We start from the raw sequence: 24783 nt of genomic DNA on the forward strand, positions 1-24783 counted from the left end.
GCTTCAGCTCGAGCGCTCGGCCAGGCTCCGGCAGCGGCTCAGCGCCGCCAGGATCTCCGCGCGACGCGGCATGGCCATGTCGCCTGGGTGCCCGCGCCGCGGGGACAGGGCGTCCAGGCCGTCGCGGTCGATCGTCTCGAGAACCCGATCGATCGCCGCGGCAGCTGTCGTCGTCCCGTCCAGGTGCCCGGCCGCAGCGTCCAGCGCCAGGGCGATCGCCTGGGTCTGGCCCGGCTCCATGAGCTGGGCCAGCGCCGAGAGGTCGACGTCCTCGTGGCCTCGCTGGATCGTGTGCAGTCCCCGGGCCCGCGACGGCTTGGGGCGCTCGCCGTCCCCGCTCGATCCCCGTTCGCGCCGGCCGCGCACGGAGCCGCCGTCGCGGCGCGGGGCGCCCAGGGCTCCGGCAGGCAGCACGCGGTCCACACCGTGGGGGAACAGCTCGTCGTCGCCCTCCTCCAGGGCGGCAGGCTGCTCGGCGATCAGCTGTCGCACCTGGGCGGTGGCATCGCGCGGCTGGTAGGACTCCATGGCGATCACGTGATCGGCGGCCTCGAAGAACGCGCTCGAGCCTCCAGCGACCAGCACGGTCGAGACGCCGAGCTGGCGGCGCAGCGGGCCGATACGGTCCATGAAGGGCGTGATCGGCTCGGCATCGGCCGGGACCAGGGCGCGCATGCGGGCGTCGCGGATCATGAAGTTCGTGGCCGAGGTGTCCTCGTCGATCAGCAGGGCGGGGCTGCGTGCCTCGAGCGCCTCGACCAGACCGGCGGCCTGGGAGGTCGAGCCGCTGGCATTGGCGGTGACGAACGCGGAGGTGTCGGTGCCCTGCGGAAGCCCCCCGATGAACGGGGAGATGTCCGTGCCGGCCACGCTGCGTCCGTCCTCGGCGCGGATGGACACGGCGTCGGGACGGGTGAGCACCCACTCGCGTCCATCGCCGGCGATATGCGGATGGATCCCGCGCTCCAGGGCGCGCAGCAGCGTGGACTTGCCGTGGTAGCCGCCGCCCACGATGACCGTGATGCCCTCCGGGATCCCCATGCCGGTCACCGTGCGGCCGCTGGGCAGCTCGAAGCTCGTGCGCAGGGTCTCGGGGCACTGCAGGGGCTGTGCGCCGCGGCGCAGCGGAAGGTCGGAGTCCCCGGAGGCCCGCGGCAGGATCGAGCCCTCGCCCACGAAGGCGATCAGCCCGCGCTCGCGCAGCTGCGACTGAAGATCCAGCTGATCCAGCACCAGCTCCACATGCTTGCGCAGCGCCTCGACGTCCAGGGCGCCGGGCAGCAGCGAGCGCTCCACCGCCTCGGGCAGGGCCTCGGCCAGCAGCGCGGTTGCGGCGCGGCCGCGGATCCGTCGCCCGCCGGCCGGCAGGGCGGCCTCCAGCCGCAGCTCCACGCGCTCGCGATCGACGAGCACGGCCGTGCGCTCTAGGACCTGCTGGCCCGGGACCATCATCCGCAGGGAGCCGGCGGCCTTGTCGCGACCGCTCGGGCCGACTCGTCGCAGCGCGTCGCAGAGCAGCCGCGTGAGGTGATCGCCCGCGGCCACGCGCTGGGAGTGCTCGCGCACCAGCTCGGCTGGCACCGCGGTCGCCGCGCGATCGAGCACCAGGCGGATCTTCGACGGCGGCGCATACGGGTCGGACTGCACATGATCCACGTGCAGCACTGCCGGGCCCAGGTCCCAGGCACCCTGCAGGTCGCGGTAGGCGGGGTAGCCGCGCCCGTCCATCCGGGCGAGCTCACGGCGGAGATCATCGAGGGTGCGCATCCCTCCAGGCTAGGCACGAGCTCGGCGTCTCGGCCAGCGAGGGCCACGCCGCCCGCGTCGTCTCCGACGGGTGCCGCGGTGGCGCCCCTCGTGCGTCGAGCGGCGCCGTGGCGTGCCCAGCCGCATCGTCGGGGGCCTTCCGTACTCTGGTGCCTCATGAGCGATCCAGCCCCCCGTGACGCCGCCGGCAGCGGCCAGGACAGCACCGCCGAGCGAGCCCATGAGGTCATCCGCGTGCTCGGCGCGCGGCAGAACAACCTGCAGGACATCTCGATCGAGATCCCCAAGCGCCGGCTCACGGTCTTCACCGGAGTGTCGGGCTCGGGGAAGTCCTCGCTCGTGTTCTCGACCGTCGCCTTGGAGTCGCAGCGGCTGATCAACGAGACCTACAGCTCGTTCGTGCAGGGGTTCATGCCGTCCATGGCGCGCCCGGACGTCGATCTGCTGGAGGGCCTGACCGCCGCGATCATCGTGGACCAGGAGCGCATGGGCTCGAACCCGCGCTCCACGGTCGGCACCGCCACCGACGCCCACGCGGTGCTGCGCATCCTGTTCTCCCGGCTGGGGGACCCGCACATCGGTCCGCCCCCGGCGTTCTCGTTCAACACGCCGTCGGTCACGGCCAAGGGCTCCATCACCGTGGCCAAGGGCAGGCAGGAGAAGCAGCTGAGCTCCTTCACGCGCACCGGCGGGATGTGCCCCGAGTGCGAGGGCCGCGGCATGGTCTCGGACCTGGATCCGCATGAGCTCTACGACCCGACCAAGTCGCTCGAGGACGAGGGCGCCATCACGGTCCCCGGCTACAAGGCCGGCGGCTGGTCCGTGCGCTACTACGCCGAATCCGGGTTCCTGGATCCGGCCAAGAAGATCGGCGACTACACCGAGCAGGAGCTGCACGACTTCCTGCACCACGAGCCCGAGCGCATCAAGTTCCGGGGCATCAACACGACGTACGAGGGCCTGATCCCCAAGATCCGCACCTCCATGCTCTCCAAGGACCGCGAGTCCATGCAGCCCCACATCCGGGAGTTCGTGGACCGGGCCGTCGCCTTCTCGACCTGCCCGCAGTGCGGCGGCACCCGGCTGTCCCAGGCGGCGCTGTCGTCGCTGATCGACGGCAAGTCCATTGCCGATCTGTGCCGGATGCAGATCACGGAGCTCGCCGAGTGGGTCCGCACCCGCGACCTGACCTCGGCCGGTCCGCTGCTGGAGCCGCTTCAGCAGATCCTGGACTCGTTCATCGACATCGGCCTGGGCTACCTCTCCCTGGACCGAGCCACCGGCACGCTCTCGGGCGGCGAGTCCCAGCGCACCAAGATGATCCGCCACCTGGGCTCGGCGCTCTCGGATGTCACCTACGTCTTCGAAGAGCCCACCACCGGCCTGCACCCGCACGACATCGAGCGCATGAACCGCCTGCTGCTGAGCCTGCGCGACAAGGGCAACACCGTGCTGGTCGTCGAGCACAAGCCCGAGGTCATGCGCATCGCCGACCACATCGTGGACCTCGGCCCCGGGGCGGGCTCCGACGGCGGGCGGATCACCTTCCAGGGCGGCTTCGACGAGCTGCGCGCCTCCGAGACCCTGACCGGGCGCCACGTGGAGTACCGCGCCCGCCTCAAGGACGACGTCCGTCGGGCGAGCGGCGCGCTCGAGATCCGCGGGGCGGATGCCCACAACCTCCAGGACGTCGACGTCGACATCCCCCTGGGCGTGCTCACCGTCATCACGGGCGTGGTCGGGTCGGGCAAGTCCTCGCTGGTCCACGGCTCGCTGCCGGCCGATGCCGCGCAGGCCCACGGCGTGGTGAGCATCGACCAGGCCCCGATCCGGGGATCGCGGCGCTCGTCCCCGGCCACCTACACGGGTCTGCTCGAGCCCATCCGCAAGGCCTTCGCCAAGGCCAACGGCGTCAAGCCCGCGCTGTTCTCCGCGAACTCGGAGGGCGCCTGCCCGCAGTGCGGCGGCGCCGGGGTGATCGAGACCGATCTGTCCGTCATGGCCTCGGTCTCCAGCCCGTGCGAGCTGTGCGAGGGGCGCCGCTACGACGCCTCCGTGCTCGAGCACACCTTCGGCGGCAAGGACATCGCCCAGGTGCTGTCCATGTCGGTGGCTGAGGCTGCGGAGTTCTTCGCCGGCGCAGAGGCCAGGATCCCGGCCGCGCAGAAGATCCTCGCCCGGCTGCAGGACGTGGGCCTGGGCTACCTGCGGATCGGCCAGCCGCTGACCACGCTGTCCGGCGGCGAGCGTCAGCGCCTCAAGCTGGCGGCGCACCTGGGGGAGAAGGGCGGGGTGATCGTGCTCGACGAGCCGACCACCGGCCTGCACCTGGCCGACGTAGCCGCCATGCTGGAGATGCTCGATCGCCTCGTGGACGGCGGACGCACCGTGATCGCCGTGGAGCACCACCAGGCGGTCATGGCCCACGCGGACTGGATCATCGACCTGGGCCTGGGCGCGGGCACCGAGGGCGGGCGCGTGGTCTTCCAGGGGACCCCGCGCCAGCTCGTCGAGGACGCCTCCACGCTGACCGGGCAGCACCTGGCGGAATACGTGCAGGACTGACGACGGCGGCCGACCCTGCATCGGCCCCAGAGCCATGACGGGCCGGTCGGCCTCTGTCCGCCGTCGAGCGTGCTCAGGCCGGCCACATCCCCGAGGCGCCCCGGCGGTGGGAGCCCATCAGGTGCAGGTCGACCATCCCGATCGCCGACATCAGCGCGTACATGGTGGTGGGCCCCACGAACACGAAGCCCTCCTTCTTCAGCGCCTTCGACATCGCCTTCGACTCCGGCGACTGGGTGGGAACCTCGGCCATGGTCCGCGGCTGCGGTGTGGTCTCCGGCTGGAAGGACCAGATCAGCTGCGCCAGCCCGCCCTCGTCCCGCAGCGCGATCGTGGCCTGAGCGTTCGTGATCGTGGCCCGGATCTTGGCCCGATTGCGCACGATGCCGGCATCGGCCATCAGGCGGGCCTCGTCGTCGTCGCCGAATCCGGCCACGGCCTCCGGGTCGAAGCCGGCGAAGGCCTTGCGGAAGGCCGGGCGCTTGCGCAGGATCGTGGCCCAGGACAGCCCGGACTGGAAGGCCTCGAGGCTCAGCCGCTCGAACAGTCCCTGCTCGTCGCGGATCGGCATGCCCCACTCGGTGTCGTAGTACTGCTGCAGCAGCGGGCCGGCCGCCGCCCACTCGGGGCGCAGCAGCCCGTCGTGGCCGCGCACGAGCCCGTGCTCGTCGGGCGCGGCTCCCGGAGGGTCGGCGCTCGGATCGCTCATGGGGCTCCTCGGCTCGAGAGACGGAAGACGGCGGGCGCGCTGCTGCGCGCCCGCCGAGATCCTACGGTCCGGCGAACCCGCCGGGGGTGCCTGCGGCTCAGACCGCGGCGTGCTTGCCCTTGCCGTGGATGAGCCCGCGGCGACCGGAGATCCGATCCCACAGCGGGCTGACGATCACGGCCAGCACGAGGAACGCGGCGAGAACGCCCAGCAGTCCGAGCACACCGGTGCCGAGACCGGCATCCGCCTTGGCGTCGAAGAAGAAGACGTCGCGGGTGCACAGCCACAGGTAGTGCAGCGGCTCCCACTGGGACAGCCCGTAGAAGAACCCGGGCAGCGCCTCGGGCGGGGAGACGGCCCCGGCCGAGGGCAGGCCCATGAAGACCAGGTAGAACATGGCCACGAGCATCCCGGCGCTGCCCATCACGGTGATCAGCGACAGGGTCGCCGCGCCGAAGGTCACGATGCCCAGCCAGGTCACCAGGAACAGCGTGCCGCCGTTGGGCATGGGGACATCCACCATTGCCCCGGCCAGCATCATCAGGCCCGACGCCCCGGCGGCGCCGATGATCACGATGCCGAGCTTGAGCGCGAAGGTCGCCAGCCGGGACATGCCGGTGGGGGGGTAGAACTTCAGCGAGGGGCCCATCTCCCAGGGGGTCACGCCGTTGAGCCCATCCACGAGGGTGGACACCGCCACGGAGCCGGACAGGCCCACGACCAGCGCCACGATGGCCCAGTAGAAGGGACCCATGCCCAGGGCGACGCCGTCGGGAAGCTCCTCCCAGACCGTCTGGTTCTCGACGATGGGATCGCTGAGCGTGCCCTCGGCGACCGTGGTGAGGCTCGGGGTCGGGCCGTCGGCCTTCTCGAGCTGCTGGATCTGGCTCTGCGCGCTCGGCAGCAGCTGCTCGCCCAGGTTCGAGGACGCCGACGAGACGGCCGGATCCATCACGCCAGTGGCCAGCCGGGAGGTCATGGACCCGGCCTGAGGGGAGGTGACGATGTCGATCACCGGCTGCTGGCCGTCGCCGTCGCCGCCCAGCGAGGCGCTGATCAGCGCGGTCGAGCGCTGGCTGAAGTCCGAGGGCACGACGATCGCGCCGTAAGCATCGCCGCGGTGCAGGGCGTCCTCGGCGTCCTCGCGGGAGAGCAGACGGAAGTCCACCTCGTCGCTGTCATCGCCCTGAGCCACGATCGCGTCGGCGATCTCCTGGCCCATCTGCACGTCGGTCTGCTTGCCGTCGGGCCCGGGCATCTGCGCGCCCTCGTCCTCGTTGACCACGGCGATCGGGAACTCGTGCAGGTTCTGCTGGGGCGAGCCGAGCCCGCCCATGTAGAGCAGGACGCCCAGGAAGCCGATGGCCATGACGGCCAGCGGCGGCAGCACCCAGCGGACGGTCCGCGGCAGCGCTCGCACGATCGGCCGAGTCGTGTCTGGCTTGGGAGAAGGTGCCAATTCGTGCTCCTGGCTTGACGTTTCGGGTATTCTCAATACACTGATGTATTGAATGTCTGGTATCCACGGTACACTCGAGCACTGCACTGACAGGACTCGACGGGAACTCGAAGGGACGTGAGATGCACGACGCATGGGCGGATGCCGCCACGGAGGTCGCCAAGCGATCGCGGACGCAGACTCGACGCCGCCTGATCGAGGCTACACCCAGGGTATTCGTGGAGCGCGGGATCGGTGGAGCCAGTGTGGCGCAGATCTGCTCGGCGGCGGGCTTCACCCGCGGTGCCTTCTACAGCAACTTCGAGTCCAAGGAGGAGCTGGCCGCAGCCATCTACGTGGACCACGTCGACGGCCTGGTCGAGCTGCTCTCGCACCGCGTGGTCGAGCAGCTCGAATCGGGCATGGCCATCGGCACGATCCTGCGAGAGGTCTTCGACGCGATCGCAGGGGTCTCCAACGGCTCCGACTGGCACCTGTTCCGGCTCGAGATGCACCTGGCCTCCCGTCGCAGCGAGCAGATGCGCCGGGTCGTCGAGGACCAGTACGAGCGTCTGCTGGGAGCGGCCGAGGAGGCGCTGGGACACGCCCAGGCCCACGGGGTGCGGCTCCAGCTGCCCGTCGACGTCCTGGCCCGTCTCTTCGTGGCCGTGCGCGATGGCGAGGAGATGCGCATGAAGGCACCCGTCGGCGACAGCCTCCTGCATCCCGTGTGGGATGCGTTCACGATCATCCCCAGTGATGATCAGCGCATGCCTCGGGCATGACTAGACTGTCTGTGATCATCCGCATCTGCGTCATGCGCCGGGGGCTGATGAGCATGCGTCCGGCGTACGGCTCACGGGCCGACCGCCTCTCGTCGGCCTGACGGCCCGCGAGCACGACTTCTACCAAGGAGCACGGAAGCCATGAGCACGCCGTCCGAGGGCACCGCCCCCTCCGCTGGCCCCGAGACCACCACCATCCAGGTCGTCACGGAGGTCCTGTCGCGGGAGGCCAACCGCCGCCTGACCGCCGAGGAGCGCGCCGCCGTCGAGGCCCTGCCTCCCCGCACCGCGATCCTGGTGGAGACGGTGGAGAACGGCGCCCGCGCCTCCCGCTTCCTGCTGGACACCGATGAGGTCTCCGCCGGCCGCCACCCCAGCTCGGACGTCTTCCTGGACGACGTCACCGTCTCGCGCAAGCACGCCGGCTTCCTGCGCCGGGAGAACGGCTTCGAGCTCGTCGACCAGGGCTCGCTCAACGGGACCTACGTCAACGGCGACCGCGTGGACTCGGTGCGCCTGAACAGCGGCGACGAGGTCCGCATCGGCAAGTTCACCTTCGTCTACTACAGCTCCGCTCGCACCGCCGGTCAGGGCGCCTGAGCCGCTGGCCGCGCCAGGAGCCTGCCGCGCGCGTGGTCCTCGACGCAGTCAGTCGCATCCGTTGAAGGGAGGACGCCCGTGAGCGATCAGCCCGCCGCCGACCGGCCCGTCCGCCGCGTCAGCATCGGCCCGCTGCTGCGGGCGCTCGAGCCGGACTTCCCCGGTATCACTGCCTCCAAGATCCGCTTCCTCGAGGATCAGGGGCTCGTGCACCCCGAGCGCACCGCCTCGGGCTATCGCAAGTACAGCGCCCAGGACCTCGAGCGCCTGCAGGCGGTGCTGCGACTGCAGCGCGAGCACTACATGCCGCTGAAGGTCATCCGCGAGCTCGCCGACGCCGGGCGGCTGCTGGACTTCCAGGAGCCTGCCGCACCGGTCGCCTCGAAGGACCGTGAGCCTGCCGAGAGCTCGGAGCAGCAGCAGACGGATGTGCCGTCGTCCGGGCCCCTGCTCAGCCGCCGCAGCGAGCACTCCCTGACCATGCGCGAGCTGTGCCGGCGCTCCGGTGCCGGCGTGGCGCTGGTGCGGGAGCTGCTGAACTTCGGGCTGATCCGCGACGGCGAGGGCCACTTCGACAGCCACGACATCGCCGTGGCGGCCGCCGCCCGCGAGCTGCAGGCCTTCGGCGTGGAGCCGCGGCACCTGCGCACCCTCAGGCAGGCCGCCGACCGGGAGACCGGGCTCGTGGAGCAGGCCGTGGCCACCGAGGCGACCCGGCGCACCCAGGAGTCGGCGCGCCGAGCCGCCCAGCGCGCCGAGGAGATCGCCGGGCTGTGCCTGTCGATGCACGCCGCGCTCGTATCCAGCCGCCTCGAGCAGCTGCAGCGGGGGATCGCCCCCGAGGAGCCGTCGCAGGGCTGAGGCGGCACCGCAGCCGGCCGCGAATGATTCGGAAAGGACCGCTATGGCCCAGGAGGACCACCTCATGGAGATCGACGGTGTGCGCATGGATCTGCCCTCAGCACAGCCCGTCGTGGTGCTGCGCGAATCCAGCGGCAGCCGCTTCCTGCCGATCTGGGTGGGCAGCTCCGAGGCCACCTCGATCGTGTTCGCCGTGCAGGGCATCGAGCCGCCCCGCCCGCTGACTCACGACCTGCTGCTGTCGGTCGCCGCCTCCTTCGGCCGCAGCCTCGAGCGGGTGCGCGTGCACATGGTCGAGGACACGGTCTTCCACGCCGCGCTGGTCTTCGACGACGGCACCGTGGTGGACTCCCGGGCCTCGGATGCCATCGCGCTGGCGGTGCGCGTCGAGTGCCCGGTGGTGTGCGCGTCGTCGGTGCTGGAGCAGGCCGGGCTGATCATGACGGGCGACGGCGAGCTGCGCGCACCCGGGGAAGCGGCGCCCGGTGACGGCGATGCTGCGGGCCCCGAGGAGGCCGACCGGCAGGTCCGGCGCTTCCGCGACTTCCTGGACACGGTGGATCCCGAGGATTTCCAGGGCTGACGGGTAGACTTCCGGGAGCGAGTCCGTCGGGCCCGCTTCCGCCTCCGGCATCTGCCGCGGGACGTCATCGGCAGCACAGGAAGGGAGGACGCGCGTGAAGGACACCGACCACGTCGAGCACCTCTCCGCCGGTTTCCCGGACGATCTCCTCTCCGAGGACCCCATCCTGCCGATCTTCACGTCCCTGACCGGCGGCACCCAGGGCGTGCTCTTCGACGACGAGCGCCAGGCCCTCGACGACACCGTCGGCTATCGCGGCGCCACCGCCTGCAAGATCGCCGGCATCACCTACCGTCAGCTCGACTACTGGGCGCGCACCGAGCTCGTAGAGCCCACGGTGCGCAGCGCCAAGGGCTCCGGCACGCAGCGCCTCTACAGCTTCCGCGACATCGTCGTGCTCAAGATCGTCAAGCGCCTGCTGGACACCGGCGTCTCGCTGCAGCAGATCCGCTCGGCTGTCCACGCGCTGCACGAGCGCGGCGTGGAGGATCTGGCCCGCCTGACGCTCATGAGCGACGGCGCCTCGGTCTACGAGTGCACCTCCCAGGAGGAGGTCATCGATCTTGTCCAGGGTGGGCAGGGCGTCTTCGGGATCGCCGTGGGCCGCGTCTGGCGCGAGGTCGAGGGCTCCCTGGCCGGAATGCCCCCGGCCAACGGAGATGCCGAGGCCGGGGAGTTCCCCGGCGACGAGCTCTCCGCCCGGCGTGCGCGCCGCCAGCAGAATGTCAGCTGATCCCGGGCTCCAGCGGCTGATCCGGCCCGTCCGCCCAGCCGACGGCCCGATCTGACTCCGACCGTCCGCATCGGGCAGCCGTTTCTCGACCGTCGATTCCTCGAGCGGTCTCTTCGTCACTTCCGGCTCATGGAGCGCCCCCGGCTCGGCGGCGCTGAACCAGACGGCTCAGTCCAGCAGGCCCCTCAGGATCGAGGTGAAGCGCGCTGCCATGTCCGCGGCATCGGCGCCCGGCCAGCGGTGGATCGGCCAGGCAGCGCCCTGCGCGCGATGCCACACGGGGCGATCGGGGATGACCTGGGAGACCAGCAGCGCGCCGAACAGCTCCTGCAGCTCTGCCACGCGATGCTGATGCTCGGGATCGTCCTCGGCCACCTTGTTGACCAGCACGGAGGCCGAGGGCACGGCGCGCTTGGAGCTGGTCTCGAACTGACCGATCGCCGTCATGGTGCGCTGCGCGCCGGCCACGGAGAACAGCGACGGCTCCGCGACGGTGAGCACCTTGTCCGAGGCGGCCCAGGCCAGCCGGGTCAGCGCGTTGAGGTTCGGCGGGCAGTCCACCAGCACCAGGTCGTAGTCCGTGTCCAGCCCCTCGAGGGAGCGGGAGAGCCGATCCAGGTCCTTGCCGCGGAAGGTCGAGCGGTCCAGGCGCGAGGAGCTCGACGAGCCCGGCAGCACATCCAGGCGGGCCGAGGAGGTCCTGCCGGTGTCCCGGGCGGCCGCGTGCTCGCGCTCGATCCACGCCGAGGGCACGGCGGCGGCACGGGCCCCGGAGCGGGCCACGCGGCCGTTGAGCACCGAGCCCGCGTCCGCAGAGCTGCTGGCGACGGCGCCGAGGCCGGTGGTGGCATCAGCGTGCGGATCGAGATCGACCACGAGGGCGCGATGGCCGTCGTCCATGGCCGCCGAGGCCAGGCCGAGGGCCACGGAGGACTTGCCGACCCCGCCCTTGAGGCTCGAGATGCTCACGATCTGCACAGTGGGATCCTCCGACGTCGGTGCCTCCGCCTCTGGGGATGCTCCATGTGGGGGAACAGGCGGGCGCCCTCATGGTACCCAGCGAGGGCCGCCGGACCGGCAGGGCGGCAGCGCGCCGCCGCGCCGATACAGTGGGGGCCATGCGACGCTTCGACATCATCATCATCGGCTCGGGCTCGGGCAACACGATCCTCTCGGAGGCCTACGAAGGTCTGGACGTCGCGCTCATCGACGGCGGGATCTTCGGCGGAACCTGCATCAACGTGGGCTGCATCCCCACCAAGATGTACGTCTACCCAGCGGAGATCTCAGAGTCGTCGCGCGAGCTGGACCGGCTTGGCGTCTCCGTCTCGATCCAGGACGTGCGCTGGCGCGAGATCCGGGACCGCATCTTCGGGCGGATCGACGCGATCTCCGAGGGCGGGCTGGCCTACCGGCAGTCGCTGGAGAACGTCACCGTGTTCCAGGAGATGGTCCGCTTCACCGGCCCCAAGACGCTGATGACGGCCTCGGGCGAGCAGCTCACGGCGAATCAGATCGTGATCGCCTCCGGCTCGCACATCACCACCCCGGGGGTGCCCGGCGAGGACCTTCCGCAGGTGCACACCTCGGACACCGTGATGCGCATCGACGACCTGCCGCAGCGCGTGGTAGTGGTCGGCGGCGGGTTCATCGCCGCGGAGTTCGCGCACATCTTCCACGGACTGGGCTCCTCGGTCGTGCAGCTCAACCGCTCCGGGAGGCTGCTGCGCGCCCATGACGCCGAGATCGTCGAGCGCTTCACCGCCGCGGCCTCCGAGCAGTGGGACCTGGCCCTGCACCAGGGCATCGAGGCCATCGTCGACAACGGCGACGGCACCGTCACCGTCCGCTCGATCGCCAGCGGCGACGGCTCCGCACCGGCGGGCGAGGTGCGCGAGGACGTCGCGGACATCGTCCTGCTGGCCACTGGCCGACGCCCCGCGACCGACCTGCTCGACCCGGCCGCCGGTGGCTTGGGGGTCGACGAGCGCACGCATCTGCTGCAGGTCGACGAATTCCAGCGGGTCCTGTCGCCCACGGGCGAGGCGGTCGAGGGCGTCTGGGCGCTGGGCGATATCTGCAGCCCCTGGCAGCTCAAGCACGTGGCCAATCACGAGGCCCGGGTGGTCGCCCACAACCTCCTGCACCCGGAGTCCCTGCTGCGCAGCGACCACCGCTTCGTGCCGTCTGCGGTGTTCACGCATCCGCAGATCGCCTCCGTGGGCATGACCGAGGGCCAGGCGCGGGCCTGGGCGGACGAGAACGGCACCGAGATCGCCGTGAAGGCCCAGGAGTTCGGCGACGTGGCCTACGGCTGGGCCATGGAGGACCGCTATGGGCTGTGCAAGCTGATCGCCGACCGGTCCACCGGCCAGCTGCTGGGCGCGCACATGATCGGGGAGTCCTCGTCGTCGCTGATCCAGCCGCTGATCCAGGCCATGAGCTTCGGCCTCGACGTCTCCTCGATGGCCCGCGGCCAGTACTGGATCCACCCGGCTCTGGCGGAGGTCGTGGAGAACGCGCTGCTCGGGCTGGATGTCGACGTCGACGAGGCTGTGGCGCTCGAGCACTGAGCTGCTGGACTGGATGGGCGGTGGCCCCCTCCCTTGACTGCTTCGCTTGATGTCTGCGGGAGGGGGCCACCGCCCATCCCTTACGTTGGGCAGTCCGGTTCCCAGCGCGTCCCGGTCCCCAGCGGGGGCAGGCCGAGTCGACGCCTGCGTGCGCGCTTCGGGGCCTCGTGCGGCATCGAAGCGTCGATTCGGCGGGGTCGGACGTGTCAGGTGCGGGCGGGCTGGCGGAGGTGGCCCGCCGCGAGCACGGCGAGCACCGCCGCCACCGGGATCACCAGGAAGGCCAGTCGCAGGCCGAGCGCATCCGACACGACGCCCACGAACGGCGACAGCGACAGGAACGCCCCGCGCATCAGCCAGCTCACGACCGCCAGACCGGTTCCAGGGCGCAGGCCGGGGACCAGATCGGCGGCGTGGTAGGCAGAGGGCACCAGCGTGGCCGAGCCCAGTCCGGCCAGGAAGAACCCGGCCACGGCAGCAGCCGGTGCCGGAGCGGCGACGACCAGGCCCAGGCCGGCCGCGATCCCCACTGCCCCCAGGCGCGCCATGGTCACGTGCCCCAGCCGATCGACCATGCGATCGCCCAGCAGGCGGCCGATGAACTGGGCGCACATCAGCGCCACCAGGCCCAGCCCTGCCATCGTGGCCGAGGCCTCCAGGACCTGGCTCAGGTACAGGGCCGACCAGTTCTGCCCCAGGTCCTCGACCATCACGCCGGTGATCGACACGACCGAGATCAGCAGCAGCATCAGCACCGCGCGGCGGGCGGGCCCGGCGCTGCCCGGCGACGCCGTCGCAGCCGAGGCCGCCCCCGACGACGGCTCGTGTGCGGCAGCCGCCACCCCCGGCGCGTCCTGCTCGGACAGCCCGGGCAGGTCCTGGGCCGGCTCGGGGCCGTCCGCCGACAAGGCGTCCTGCTGCGCGGACGACTCGGCGATAGGTCGCACCCGGGCGACCTCCTCCATGGTGAGCACCCGGGTCCCGGCGAAGACCGCCACGGCGGAGAAGAGGATGCCGCTGATCGTCAGATGCATGGCCAGGGGCACCTGCAGCGCCAGGGCAGCCGTGCCCATCAGCCCGCCGATCACGGAGCCGAGACTCCACAGGGCGTGCATGGAATTGAGGATCGAGCGGCCCATGGCGCGCTGGACGTCCAGGGCCTGCGCATTCTGAGCGGTGTCGGTGATGGCATCGAGCATGCCTGCGAGCATCAGGGGCACGATGTAGGCCAGCAGCACCAGCAGGCCGCCGCCGATTCCTCCGGAGACGCCGGCGAGCAGGATCATGAGTGCGATGGCCACGGAGCCCATGACCGCAGTGCGCCCCGAGCCCCATCGCCGCATGATGGGAGCAGGTGCCGTGCCTGCGAGCAGCGACCCCAGCGGGAAGGCGATCACCACGAAGCCGTAGACCGAGTTCGACAGCTCGAAGGCGTCCTTGATCTGCGGCAGGCGCGGCAGGAGATTGGCGAAGACCGCCCCGTTCACCAGGAACAGCAGGGCCGCGCCCAGACGGGCCCGCCGAAGACGCTCTGGGCTGAGGAAGGGTCCGGCGGGCGAGGGCATCGGCCCAGCCTAGCCGCCCTGCGGACCCTCCCCACGGCGCTGGTCAGCGCCGTCGTCCTCGACCTCCTGGGAGCCGAGCCGCAGCTCGCGCAGCCGCTCGAGGGAGGCCTCCGACGACTCCCGGACGCGCTCTCGCAGACCGCGCAGCTCCTCGCGCAGCTGGGCGGCGCGCTCGCGCGTCATCTCCTGGCGAGGGGCCGGAGCGGGCCGGGAGTAGATCTCCTCGATCTGCTCGGCGAAGTCCTGCAGGATCACCGCGCGGCGCAGCTTCAGCGAGGGCGTGAGGTGCCCCGAAGCCGGTGTGAAGTCGACGGGCAGGATCTGGAACGCGCTGATCCCCTCGGCCCGGGAGACGCGGCGGTTGGCGAAGTCCACGATCTCCTGCACGTGCTCGATCACCGCGGGATGCTCGGAGGCCTGCGCGGCAGTCATGGACGGGTCCAGGCCTAGCGCGCGCAGGCACTGCGGCAGCAGCTCCGCGTCCAGGGTGATCAGAGCGGCGATGAACCGCCGGCCGTCGCCGATGACCATGCACTGGCTGACGATCGCCGCGGTGCGGATGGGGCCTTCGAGGACATCGGGGATCACGTTCTTGCCGGCGGCCGTCACCAGGATCTCCTTCTTGCGCCCGGTGATCCGCAGCATGCCGCGCTCGTCGAAGGCTCCGAGGTCTCCGGTGGCGAACCAGCCCTCGTGCAGCGCCTTCTCGGTGAGGTCGGGGCGGCCGTGGTAGCGGGCGAGCACATGGGGCCCGCGGACCTCGATCTCGCCGTCCTCGCCCAGGCGCATCTCATGCCCGGGCAGGGGCCGCCCGACGGTGCCCAGCGCGGCGGTGCGCGGAGTGTTCGCGGCCACCGGGGCGGTGGTCTCGGTCAGGCCGTAGCCCTCGACCACGAAGATCCCCATGCCGGCCAGGGTGTGGGCGAGCTCCTCGCCCAGGGCCGCTCCGCCGGAGATCGCCCAGCGCACGCGCCCGCCCATGGCATCGCGCACCGGCGCGTAGACCAGGCGGTCCCAGAGCCGGTGGCGCAGCTTCAGCGCGGGGGAGACGCGGCCGTCCTGACGCTGACGGGAGAAGGCCTCCGCGTCCTCGACGGCGCGCTGGAAGATCCCGGCGCGCAGCCTCCCTCCGCCCTCGGCCTTGAGCCGAGCGCTGGTCATGATCTTCTCGAACACCCGCGGCACGGCCAGCAGGAACGTGGGCTGCACGCGCTGCAGGTCGCTCATCAGCGACTTCACATCCGGGGTGTGGCTCAGGGTGACGCCGCCGTGGACCGAGATCACCTGGACCATGCGGGCGAACACGTGGGCCAGCGGCAGGAACAGCACGGTGCGGGAGCCGGGGCGGACGACCTCGGGCAGGAACGGACGCAGGTTCTCGCACAGGAACACGAAGCTGCGGTGCGTGAGCTCGCAGCCCTTGGGCGGGCCGGTGGTGCCGGAGGTGTAGATGATCGTGGCGGTGTCGTCGAGCCCGCGACTGGTGCGTCGCCGCTCGAGCTCGTCGTCCTCGACGGCGCCTCCCAGACCGATCAGCCGCGAGAGGTCCTCGCCGGTGCCGTCCAGGCGCCAGATCCGCTCGGCGGCGCTCAGCGTCGAGCCCAGCTCGGGAGCGTCGTCGAAGCCGTGGAGGCTGCCCGCCGCCAGATCGTCCGCGGCCTGTCGGACAGCGGCCTCGAGCCGCTCATCCTCCACGAAGACTGCGCGGGCCTGCGAATCGCCCAGGTTCCACGCGATCTGATCCGGCGACGACGAGTCGTAGACCGGGACCGGCACCGCACCGGCCCACCAGATCGCGAAGTCGACCAGTGTCCACTCGTAGCGGGTGCGCGAGAGGATGCCGACGCGATCGCCGGGCTCGATCCCCGCCGCCACCAGTCCCTTGGCCACGGCCCGGACCTCGTCGCGGAAGGCGCTCGCGGTCACCTCGACGGATCCGTGCGCGTGGAGGCGCTCGTAGAGCACCGGGTCCTGCGGGGAGTCCGCGCGCTGGACGAGCAGGTCCGTGATCCGCTGGGCCTGCAGCCCGGCCACGACGGCGGGCTCGGCTTCGATGGTCAAGGTCATCCTCCTGGGCTCGTGCGCGTTTGCGATCTCGTCGATGGGGGAGTCAGGTGCCGCGGATCAGACCTGGGCGCCGTCGTCGTCGTCGCTGCGATCCTCGGGCAGGGCCTGGAACAGCGAGACCAGGCTGCCGAGGATCAGCGCCAGACCGGGGACCCACAGCCACCAGGGGAGGCCGTCGAGCAGGAACCCCAGGACCAGCAGCGCTGCGGCGACGCCGAGCAGCACGGCCCAGGCCATGATCGTGCCCGGGCGCATGCCCGCCGTCACCGGCCCGGGGTCCTGCGGCTGCCAGTCGTCGTCGAGGAGCTCCGGCTCGTCCGTCTCCGGAGCCAGCTCGAAGTCGCGGGGTCCGCGGGCCCGGTCCTCGAGCTCGATCGGAGCCTCGTGGCTGCGGACCTCCTCAACGGGCGCGCCGTGGGCCGGGGCTGCCTCGGCAGCCGCGCTGTCGGCGGGGGCGTCGTCTTCCTGGAGCCGGCGGACGAGGTCCTCCCAGGCGCGGGCGACGCTGTCCGGATCTCGCTCGGGCGGGGTCATGGCGTCATCCTCTCACTGTCTGCGCGCCCGATCCCCATGGGGTGCGCGCCGACCGCTCGCACGGCTGTCCTTCATGCGACAATCACTGCGCGGCGGGGCTCACCGCCGCTGCAGGGGTCCGTCGAGCACCGCGCACGGGCCGTACCAGATCCAGCCACGATGCCCGCGAACCGGGCCACGAGGAGAGCAATACGCCATGGTCTACATGTTCCTGAAGGACTGGATCGTGACCCCGCTGGTCAACGCCGCCTTCCGGCCGGAGGTCGAAGGCGCCCACCACGTCCCGGACCAAGGGGCGGCGATCCTGGCGAGCAACCACCTCTCCGCCGCAGATCACATCTTCATGCCGATCGCGGTGAAGCGGCAGATCTTCTTCCTGGCGAAGTCCGACTACTTCACGGGTCGCACGCTCAAGGGTCGGGCGATCGCCGCGTTCTTCCGCGCGATCAACCAGATCCCCATGGACCGCTCCGGCGGGCGCAAGTCCGCTGCCTCCCTGTCGGCCGGCGGTCGCAAGCTGGCCGAGGGCGAGTTGCTCGGCATCTACCCGGAGGGCACGCGCTCCCACGACGGCCGCCTGTACCGCGCCAAGATCGGTGTGGCCCGCCTGGTCATGGAGTCCGGCGCACCGGTCATCCCGATCGCCATGATCAACACGGACGTCGTCCAGCCCCTGGGCACGCCCTTCCCCGCTCCGTGGCGGCAGAAGGGCAAGCGCGTGAAGACGATCTTCGGCGAGCCGCTGGACTTCTCCGAGTACAAGGGCCGCACCGGCGACCGCGTGGCCGCCCGGGAGATCTCCGACCGCATCATCCAGGCGATCCAGGAGCTGTCCCACCAGGAGTACGTGGACGTCTACGCCGCCGACGCCCGCCGCGACCTCGAGCGCGGGGCCTCCTGAGCCGAGGACCCCGATCACAGGGAATCTCCCGCCCTGCGATAGCGTTGCCTGCGGTGGCCGCAGTCGGTGCGGTGCCCGGAAGCCACGCTGCCGGAGCCTGTCCGGCTGTCCTTGCCGCACCCGCGCAAGCCCGGGCCGCCGCCGACCTGATCTAGACGAGGGACGATCACCGTGACCCAGCCGCTGTCCGCCGACCAGCCCACCCCCTTCATGCCCGGCCCCAAGCCGAGCACGAAGGACTATCAGGGCCTGGACGACTGGCGCAGCCTCAGCGCCGACCAGCAGCCGGACTGGGCTCAGCACCCCGAGTTCGAGCGCGTCATGGGCGAGCTGAACACCGTGCCGCCCCTGGTCTTCGCCGGCGAGGTCGACACCCTCAAGCGCCGCCTGGCCGAGGTGGCCGAGGGCCGAGCCTTCCTGCTGCAGGGCGGCGACTGCGCCGAGACCTTCGAGGGCGCCACCGCCGACCGCATCTCCGCGCGGGTGAAGACGCTGCTGCAGATGGCCGCCGTGCTCACCTACGGCGCCTCCATGCCCGTCGTGAAGATGGGGCGCATGGCGGGTCAGTTCTCCAAGCCGCGCTCCTCGAACGACGAGACCCGCGGCGACGTCACTCTGCCGAGCTTCCGCGGCGAGATGGTCAACGGATTCGACTTCACCGCCGAGTCGCGCGCCCACAACCCCGAGCGGATGCTTCGCGGCTACCACACCTCCGCGTCCACGCTGAACCTGATCCGGGCGTTCACCGGCGGCGGCTTCGCCGATCTGCGCCACGTCCACTCGTGGAACATGGGCTTCGCCTCCAACCCGGCCCACGCCCGCTACGAGAAGCTCGCCAAGGAGATCGACCGCGCCGTGAAGTTCATGGCGGCCTGCGGCGCCGACTTCGACGCCCTGTCCACCACCGAGCTGTTCACCGGCCACGAGGCGCTGTTGCTCGACTACGAGCGCGCCCTGACTCGCATCGACTCCCGCACCCACCGGCCCTACGGCACGTCGGGGCACTTCCTGTGGATCGGGGAGCGCACCCGCGGGATCGACGACGCCCACGTGGACCTGCTCTCGCGCCTGCAGAACCCCATCGGCGTGAAGCTCGGGCCCAAGACCACCGGCGAGGACGCGCTGCGCCTGATCGACAAGCTCGACCCGAACCGCGAGCCCGGCCGCCTGACGTTCATCACCCGCATGGGCGCCAAGAGCATCCGCGAGGCGCTGCCCCCGGTCGTGCAGGCGGTCCAGGACTCCGGGGCCAAGGTCGTGTGGGTCACCGACCCCATGCACGGCAACACGGTCTCCACGCCGTCGGGGTTCAAGACCCGCAACTTCGACGACGTCATCGACGAGATCAACGGCTTCTTCGAGGTGCACCGCGCCATCGGCTCGCACCCCGGCGGAATCCACGTGGAGATGACCGGCGACGACGTCGCCGAGTGCCTGGGCGGGGCGGACGCGATCGAGGAGGCGCACTTCGCCGATCGCTACGAGTCGCTGTGCGATCCGCGCCTGAACCACATGCAGTCCCTCGAGGTCGCGTTCCTGGTCTCCAGCTACCTCTCCGGAGAGCAGAGCTGATCCGCTGATCCGCTGACGACGAAGGGCCCGGCTCCTGCAGGAGCCGGGCCCTTCGTCCGTGCGCTGAGGCACTGCCGGTTCAGATGACGCGCAGTGTGATCGTCGTGCCGTCCTGGCTCTGGGTGACGACGCGGTTGAGGTTCGCACCGGCGACCTCCTCGATCTCGACCGTGAAGCCGAGGTCCTCGAGCTGCTCGCGGGCGTCATCGGCATTGCTGCCGACCACGCGTGGCACTTCCTCGGGCTCGGCGCCGGCGGAGACGACCAGGTCCACGGTGCTGCCCTCCTCGACCCTGGCGCCGGGGGAGGGCGATGCGGAGACGACGCTGCCCTCTTCCGAGTCGTCGAACTGCTCGGAGACGGTGCCGACGTCGAGGCCGGCGGAGCTCAGCTGCGATTCGGCATCGGACTGCGACATGCCCTCGACCGCGGGGATCTCCACCTGCTCGGGCCCGGTGGAGACCGTCAGCACGATCTGCTCGCCCACTCGGGTCTCCGTGCCCGCGGCGGGCGAGGACTCGATGACGCTGCCCGCCGGGACCTCCGTGCTGGGCTCCTCGTGCACCGTGACGTTGGAGAAGCCCTCGGTCTCCACCGCGTCCACGGCCAGCGGCTGGGTGGTGCCCACGACTTCCGGGACCACTGCGGTGCGGAAGCTGCCGGAGCCCAGCAGCCACCCCAGGAAGCCGGCCAGCGCCACGAGCAGCGCGGCGAGGGCCACGGCGACGGCCGCCTTCAGCGGATGGGTCTGCTGCAGCCGCACCGTGGGCTTGGACGGGTCCACCGGCGCCGACTCGTGCAGCCGACCGCGACGCGGCTCGGTCTCCTGCTCGGCCGTGACGCCGTCCGAGTCCGAAGGCTCGTCGAAGGCGGCCAGCCGGTCCACGCTGGGGCCCCTGCGCTGCAGGTTCGGATCCACCGAAGCACCTAGCGCCGTCCCAGCCCCTGCGGCACCCACGGCGGTCGAGCCGGTGCGGGGCGCCGCGGCAGCTGCCGCGGCGCCTGCGACGGCTGTCCCTGCGACGCCGGCGGCACCCGCTGCACCGGCGCCGCTGCGCATGGGCGGCAGCACCGAGGTGCGCTGATCGTCATCCTGGTCGGCGGAGGCCCCCTGCCAGCGGGGCAGCGCCTCGGTCGGGGCGGATCCGGCGGACGCGGAGTCCGATGATGCCTCGGGGAAGCGCGGCATGGCGTCCGTGGGCGCATCGGGACCCTCCGCGCCGGAGCCCGGTCCTGGCAGGGCCTCGGTGGGGGCCTCGTCGACGGGATCCTCCGACTCCGGGCCCCGCCCGCTCTCGGCGCCCAGCGGAACGCGCAGCACCTGCGTGGTCGGTGGGATCTCGCCGTCGGCGTTCTCGGGGGCGTGAGCGGAGCCGTCGGGGGAGGCCTCCGCCGTGCCGTCCTGCTGATCGGAGACCGGGGCTGCGCTCGAGCCTCCTCGGCGCAGCTCGTCCACGGCCTCCAGATCGATCGGCCCAGTGGCCGGGGCGGTGCTGGGCAGGGTCGTGGCCCCCGGATCCTCGGGCCGCGGCGCGGCCGGACCCGGTCCCTGCTCCCAGCCCTCCGGGAGGTGGTCCAGGGCATCGAGGCTCAGCTCGCGACGCAGCTCGCCGATCGAGGCCAGCAGCTCGGCGCCGTCCGACGGGCGCTTCTGCGGGTCCTTGGCGGTCCAGCCGGCCACGGCCTGGGCGAGCTGGGGATCGATCCCGGGGACCGCTTCGAGCAGGGAGGGGACGGTCTTCTGGGCATGGGCGCGGGCGATCGTCCACGGGCTGCCGTCGAAGGGGCGGCGGCCGGTGAGCATCTCCCAGGCCATGATGCCCAGCGAGTACAGATCGGAGCGGGCGTCGAGACGCCGCTCGGTGACCAGCTCGGGGGAGGCATAGGCAACCGTGCCGAGCACGGCCCCGGAGGTGGTGTGCTGATCGGCGGCGCGGGAGAGGCCGAAGTCGGCGACCTTCACCGTGCCGTCCGGGCGCATGAGCACGTTCTCGGGCTTGATGTCGCGGTGGATCAGCCCAGCCTGATGCGCCGCCGAGAGCCCGGCGGCCACCGAGGAGAGGATGGTCAGCGCCTCGCCAGGGCGCAGGAACTCCTTGCGGCGCAGGACGTCGCGCAGGGTCCCGCCCTCCACGTACTCCATGACCAGGAAGACATGGCCGTCATCGGTGCGGCCCTGATCCAGCACCGCGACCACGTTCGGGTGCGACAGGCGAGCGGCCGCACGGGCCTCCCGGGCGAAGCGCTCGACGAACGAGGGGTCCTCCGTCAGGTGCGCGTGCAGGATCTTGACGGCGACGGTGCGCTCCAGTCGCTGATCGACAGCGCGATACACACCGCCGGTGCCGCCGCGCGCCAGGCGCGGTCCGACGGTGTACCGGCCTTCCAGGACCGAGCCGGTCAGATGATCATCCACGGGCTTGTGCACGAGCCCCACAGTAGGGGAGCGGACTGGACTGCGGCTGGATGACGACGGGCGTGGTTGCGATCGTGACGCCCTCGGAACCTGTGTCCGGGCGGGCTCAGCGCAGGTGCGTCCAGGCCGGGATCCGGGCCTTCACCTGGTGGACGTAGGTCTTCGTGTCGTCGTACATCCCGTACTCCTCGACGCCGTAGGCGCCCTGGTAGTACGACGCGATCCCGCGGTCGAGATCCTCCGTCGAGCGCTGGTTCGCGCGGATGATGGCCACGCCCGCCGTGACATTGTCCTGGGGGTCCAGCAGGTCGAGATCGCGCCCCACCAGGGCGGAGGCCCACTCGCCCGACGACGGCAGCACCTGCATGGTGCCCACGGCATCGGCCGGTGACACGCTGCGGTGCACGAAGCCCGACTCCTGCTCGGCATGGGCCAGGGCCAGAGCCGGATCCACGCCCATCTCCTGAGCGGTGGTGCGCACCAGACGCTGCATCTCCTCGGCCGAGGGCGACCGGCGCTCGTAGAGCTGATCGAGATGGCTCTGCGCGGAGGCCAGGGTCTCGTCGTCGTAGTCGTAGCCGGGGAAGTCGTCGCGGATCCGCGGGGCCTCGGCGGCTTCGGCGGGGGCTGCGACCTGGGCCGGGTCGTCCTGCGCGGCAGGTGCCGCCTCGGCTGCGGGGATCTGCAGCGTCTCGCCCTCGCGCAGCGGGGCGGCGACGTCCAGGTCGTTGGCCTCGATCAGGGCCTGGACCGTGATGTCGTGGCGCTGCGAGATCGCCCACAGGCTCTCACCCGCGGCTACGCGGTGCTCGGTGCTGCGCGGCGCGGTCTCTGCGGCGGCTGCCGGGGCGGCGGGGTCCTGGACGCGGGTGGCTTCGTCACCGGACTTGGGGGAGTCATCGGCCTTGGCGGAGGAGGCCTCCTTCGCCGGAGCCGACAGGCGCAGGGTGTCGCCCGGGGCCAGCGAGGCATCGCCGGACAGCCCGTTCCACTCCATGAGGTCCTCGACCGACAGGCCGTTGGCCGTGGCCACCGACCAGATGCTGTCGCCGGGCTGGACGGTGCGCGCGGGGCCGTCGACGGCCTCGGGGCGCTCATCCGGGGCCGAGCCCTCCGGCTGGCCCACCGCGTGGGCCGCGGGCGTCCCGGAGGCGCCGAACACGGCCAGCGCGGCCAGTGCCGCGGCGGAGCGGCGGGCGCGCGAGCCGCTGGGGGCCGGATCCGAGTCCTGGGGGCGGGGATCCTGAGGGGTGTGCTGCATGCTGGCGAAGACCTCGGGCTGGGAGATGCGCTGATCAGGGGGAAGTGCTGAAGCGCTGCTGCCTGCAGGGTACCCGGTGCCTGCGCCGGGGCATCGGTGGCGGCGCATCACGGCGGTTCGTGGCACCCTGGATCCGTGAAGAAGTCTGAGATGAATCCCGCGCAGCCCACCCTCGAGCAGTTCGAGGCCCTCGACGCCCTGGTCGGCGAGTGGACCACGTTCCCGGACGTGGCCGAATCCACTGGGATGATCGTGACCCGCGTGCACTCCATGGCCGAGGACGGCACGCTCGTGGCCTTCCGCGACCCCCGCGACGGCGTCCGCCGCATCCCGGCGGAGTTCCTCATGGACGGCCGGCCGATCGATGCGCTGCGCGGGACCATGACCGTGCTGCGGGACAACCTCTACACCGACCTGGAGGCCGTGACCTGGCTGTTCACCGAGGACGAGTCCCTGCCGGGTCGGCCCATCGACTTCCTGCGCGCCGGGCGCAAGGCCGAGATCCGTCGTCGGGCGCAGACCCTGGACTGGTGACGGCGGCGCCGTGACGCGCACGAGCGCCCGCCCCCGATCGGGGGCGGGCGCTCGTCTGCCAGGCTCGGCTGCGTCCGGAAGCGGCGGCTTCGGCCCCGGGCGGCCTCCCGGTCAGCGGGAGCGGCGGACCAGGGCGTCGGCCATCTGCTGCAGACCGGCCCGCGGCAGGTCCTCGATCCGCATCTGCGCCAGAGCCTGCTCGGTGCGCTGCGACAGCTCGTCCACGATCTGCTCGGTGCGCTGGAGGGCGCCGCTGCGGCGCAGGGCTTCCCGCAGGTCCTCGATCTGAGCGCCGTCGAGCGACTGATCGCCCAGGGCCCGGGCCACGAGCTGCGCGTCCTGCGGCTCGGCGTCGCGCAGATGCTGCCCGATCAGCACGGTGCGCTTTCCCTCGCGCAGATCGTCGCCGGCCGGCTTGCCCGTGGTGACCGGATCGCCGAACACGCCCAGGACGTCGTCCCGGATCTGGAAGGCCTCGCCCAGCGGCAGGGCGAATCCGCGGCACGCCTCCACGAACGACGACGGCGCCGCCGCCAGCAGGGCCCCCAGGGCCGCCGGGTGCTCCGCCGAGTACTTGGCCGACTTGTAGCGCAGCACCTCGAAGGCGCGCTCGATGGCCTTGTCCGGCGGAAGGGTCTGCGCGGCGACCTCCGCGTGGATGTCCAGGTACTGCCCGAGCATCACCTCGGTGCGCATGCGCGTGAAGTCCGCGGCAGCGCCGGCGGGGTGCCCGGCCAGTGCGACGGCCTCGCCGAAGATCTGCTCCGACCAGGTCAGGGCCAGATCGCCTGCCAGGATGGCGGCAGAGGTGCCGAAGTGCGCGCTGTCCTGGCTCCAGCCGCTGTCGCGGTGGCGATCGGCGAACAGGACGTGGATCGAGCGCATGCCGCGACGGGTCGCCGAGCGGTCGATGATGTCGTCGTGGATCAGAGCGGCCGTCTGGAAGAGCTCGATCCCGGCTCCTGCCAGGCGCGGGATGCGGGAGTCCGCGTCTCCGCCGGCTGCTCGCCAGCTCCAGTAGAGCAGCTGGGCGCGGGTGCGCTTGCCGCCCGTGGACAGCCCGGCGATGGCTTCGACCATGGGACCGGCTGCCTCGGAGATGCCGTCGGCCACGGTGCGCTGGTCCTGGAACCAGGACTTCAGGACGGCGTCGACGTCGTAGCGGAAGGCCTCGGACTCGGCGGCCGCCACGCGTGAGAGCTCGGGGCTCGAGCTGTCGGAGTCGGGTGCGAAGCTGGGGTCGGTCAAGGGGCTCCTGACGGTGGCGGTTCTCGCGGCGCGGCCGGTGGGACAGCGCCTCCGGTCAGGGTAGCCCGCGG

Annotated in this window: 20 protein-coding genes; 10 read left to right on the forward strand and 10 right to left on the reverse strand. The window is 71.6% G+C overall.

Annotated elements, in window-relative coordinates; all coding sequences use genetic code 11:
• Nucleotides 1-3: 3 nt before the first annotated feature.
• Complete coding sequence (locus tag FFS25_RS06385) at nt 4-1767, reverse strand: ABC-ATPase domain-containing protein (RefSeq protein WP_137802300.1); 1764 nt, start codon at nt 1765-1767, stop codon at nt 4-6.
• Nucleotides 1768-1923: 156 nt separating this feature from the next.
• Between FFS25_RS06385 and FFS25_RS06390 the strand changes: the two genes are divergently transcribed.
• Nucleotides 1924-4332 (forward strand): ATP-binding cassette domain-containing protein, encoded by a 2409-nt coding sequence (locus tag FFS25_RS06390; RefSeq protein WP_137802301.1) that lies wholly within the window; start codon nt 1924-1926, stop codon nt 4330-4332.
• Between the two features lie 73 nt (nt 4333-4405).
• On the opposite strand, the gene FFS25_RS06395 is transcribed toward FFS25_RS06390, so the two are convergent.
• Both FFS25_RS06395 and FFS25_RS06400 read right to left on the reverse strand, forming a co-directional pair.
• Nucleotides 4406-5041, reverse strand: a complete 636-nt coding sequence (locus tag FFS25_RS06395; protein WP_137802302.1) for a DNA-3-methyladenine glycosylase I — start codon at nt 5039-5041, stop codon at nt 4406-4408.
• A gap of 97 nt (nt 5042-5138) precedes the next feature.
• Entirely contained in the window at nt 5139-6500 is a 1362-nt protein-coding gene (locus tag FFS25_RS06400) for a YhgE/Pip domain-containing protein (RefSeq protein ID WP_171004118.1), read from the reverse strand.
• Nucleotides 6501-6622: 122 nt separating this feature from the next.
• Between FFS25_RS06400 and FFS25_RS06405 the strand changes: the two genes are divergently transcribed.
• From FFS25_RS06405 to FFS25_RS06425, 5 genes are all read left to right on the forward strand, one after another.
• The gene (locus FFS25_RS06405; RefSeq protein WP_082677053.1) at nt 6623-7264 is read left to right on the forward strand and encodes a TetR/AcrR family transcriptional regulator; all 642 of its coding nucleotides are present in this window, start codon (nt 6623-6625) and stop codon (nt 7262-7264) included.
• A 141-nt stretch (nt 7265-7405) separates the two neighbouring features.
• A complete protein-coding gene (locus tag FFS25_RS06410; RefSeq protein ID WP_058872170.1) occupies nt 7406-7864 on the forward strand; it encodes an FHA domain-containing protein in 459 nt (152 codons plus the stop codon).
• A gap of 78 nt (nt 7865-7942) precedes the next feature.
• A complete protein-coding gene (ftsR, locus tag FFS25_RS06415; protein ID WP_058872171.1) occupies nt 7943-8725 on the forward strand; it encodes a transcriptional regulator FtsR in 783 nt (260 codons plus the stop codon).
• A gap of 43 nt (nt 8726-8768) precedes the next feature.
• Nucleotides 8769-9308 carry a bifunctional nuclease family protein gene (locus tag FFS25_RS06420; RefSeq protein ID WP_058872172.1) on the forward strand — a complete coding sequence of 180 codons (540 nt, stop codon included), beginning with the start codon at nt 8769-8771 and terminating at the stop codon, nt 9306-9308.
• Between the two features lie 163 nt (nt 9309-9471).
• Entirely contained in the window at nt 9472-10041 is a 570-nt protein-coding gene (locus tag FFS25_RS06425) for a MerR family transcriptional regulator (protein ID WP_171004121.1), read from the forward strand.
• Nucleotides 10042-10209: 168 nt separating this feature from the next.
• Here the strand turns inward: FFS25_RS06425 and FFS25_RS06430 are convergent, their stop codons facing one another.
• Nucleotides 10210-11019 carry a ParA family protein gene (locus tag FFS25_RS06430; RefSeq protein WP_058872173.1) on the reverse strand — a complete coding sequence of 270 codons (810 nt, stop codon included), beginning with the start codon at nt 11017-11019 and terminating at the stop codon, nt 10210-10212.
• 140 nt (nt 11020-11159) lie between these two features.
• Between FFS25_RS06430 and FFS25_RS06435 the strand changes: the two genes are divergently transcribed.
• On the forward strand, nt 11160-12614 hold the full coding sequence (locus FFS25_RS06435; protein WP_058872174.1) for a mycothione reductase: 1455 nt from the start codon (nt 11160-11162) through the stop codon (nt 12612-12614).
• A 206-nt stretch (nt 12615-12820) separates the two neighbouring features.
• Here the strand turns inward: FFS25_RS06435 and FFS25_RS06440 are convergent, their stop codons facing one another.
• Genes FFS25_RS06440 through FFS25_RS06450 form a run of 3 tightly spaced genes read right to left on the reverse strand, consistent with a single transcriptional unit; the run spans nt 12821 to nt 16780 of the window.
• Nucleotides 12821-14179: an MFS transporter gene (locus FFS25_RS06440; RefSeq protein WP_058872175.1), complete on the reverse strand. Its 1359-nt coding sequence runs from the start codon at nt 14177-14179 to the stop codon at nt 12821-12823.
• 9 nt (nt 14180-14188) lie between these two features.
• A complete protein-coding gene (locus FFS25_RS06445) occupies nt 14189-16246 on the reverse strand; it encodes an AMP-dependent synthetase/ligase (RefSeq protein WP_058872176.1) in 2058 nt (685 codons plus the stop codon).
• 57 nt (nt 16247-16303) lie between these two features.
• Nucleotides 16304-16780, reverse strand: a complete 477-nt coding sequence (locus FFS25_RS06450) for a hypothetical protein (RefSeq protein ID WP_058872177.1) — start codon at nt 16778-16780, stop codon at nt 16304-16306.
• A 196-nt stretch (nt 16781-16976) separates the two neighbouring features.
• Here FFS25_RS06450 and FFS25_RS06455 point away from each other — a divergent pair, with 196 nt between their 5' ends.
• The gene (locus FFS25_RS06455) at nt 16977-17681 is read left to right on the forward strand and encodes a lysophospholipid acyltransferase family protein (RefSeq protein ID WP_058872178.1); all 705 of its coding nucleotides are present in this window, start codon (nt 16977-16979) and stop codon (nt 17679-17681) included.
• Nucleotides 17682-17891: 210 nt separating this feature from the next.
• Entirely contained in the window at nt 17892-19253 is a 1362-nt protein-coding gene (locus tag FFS25_RS06460; protein ID WP_058872259.1) for a class II 3-deoxy-7-phosphoheptulonate synthase, read from the forward strand.
• Nucleotides 19254-19332: 79 nt separating this feature from the next.
• On the opposite strand, the gene FFS25_RS06465 is transcribed toward FFS25_RS06460, so the two are convergent.
• A complete protein-coding gene (locus FFS25_RS06465; RefSeq protein WP_161937539.1) occupies nt 19333-21681 on the reverse strand; it encodes a protein kinase domain-containing protein in 2349 nt (782 codons plus the stop codon).
• 94 nt (nt 21682-21775) lie between these two features.
• On the reverse strand, nt 21776-22930 hold the full coding sequence (locus FFS25_RS06470; RefSeq protein ID WP_058872180.1) for a lytic transglycosylase: 1155 nt from the start codon (nt 22928-22930) through the stop codon (nt 21776-21778).
• Between the two features lie 150 nt (nt 22931-23080).
• On the opposite strand from FFS25_RS06470, the gene FFS25_RS06475 reads away from it, so the two are divergent.
• Entirely contained in the window at nt 23081-23464 is a 384-nt protein-coding gene (locus FFS25_RS06475) for an Rv2175c family DNA-binding protein (protein WP_058872181.1), read from the forward strand.
• Nucleotides 23465-23575: 111 nt separating this feature from the next.
• Here FFS25_RS06475 and FFS25_RS06480 read toward each other — a convergent pair whose 3' ends face one another.
• A complete protein-coding gene (locus FFS25_RS06480) occupies nt 23576-24712 on the reverse strand; it encodes a polyprenyl synthetase family protein (protein WP_058872182.1) in 1137 nt (378 codons plus the stop codon).
• Nucleotides 24713-24783: the final 71 nt, after the last annotated feature.

Source organism: Kocuria sp. 2SI (genome assembly GCF_005502825.1).
Taxonomy (GTDB): Bacteria; Actinomycetota; Actinomycetes; order Actinomycetales; family Micrococcaceae; genus Kocuria; species Kocuria palustris.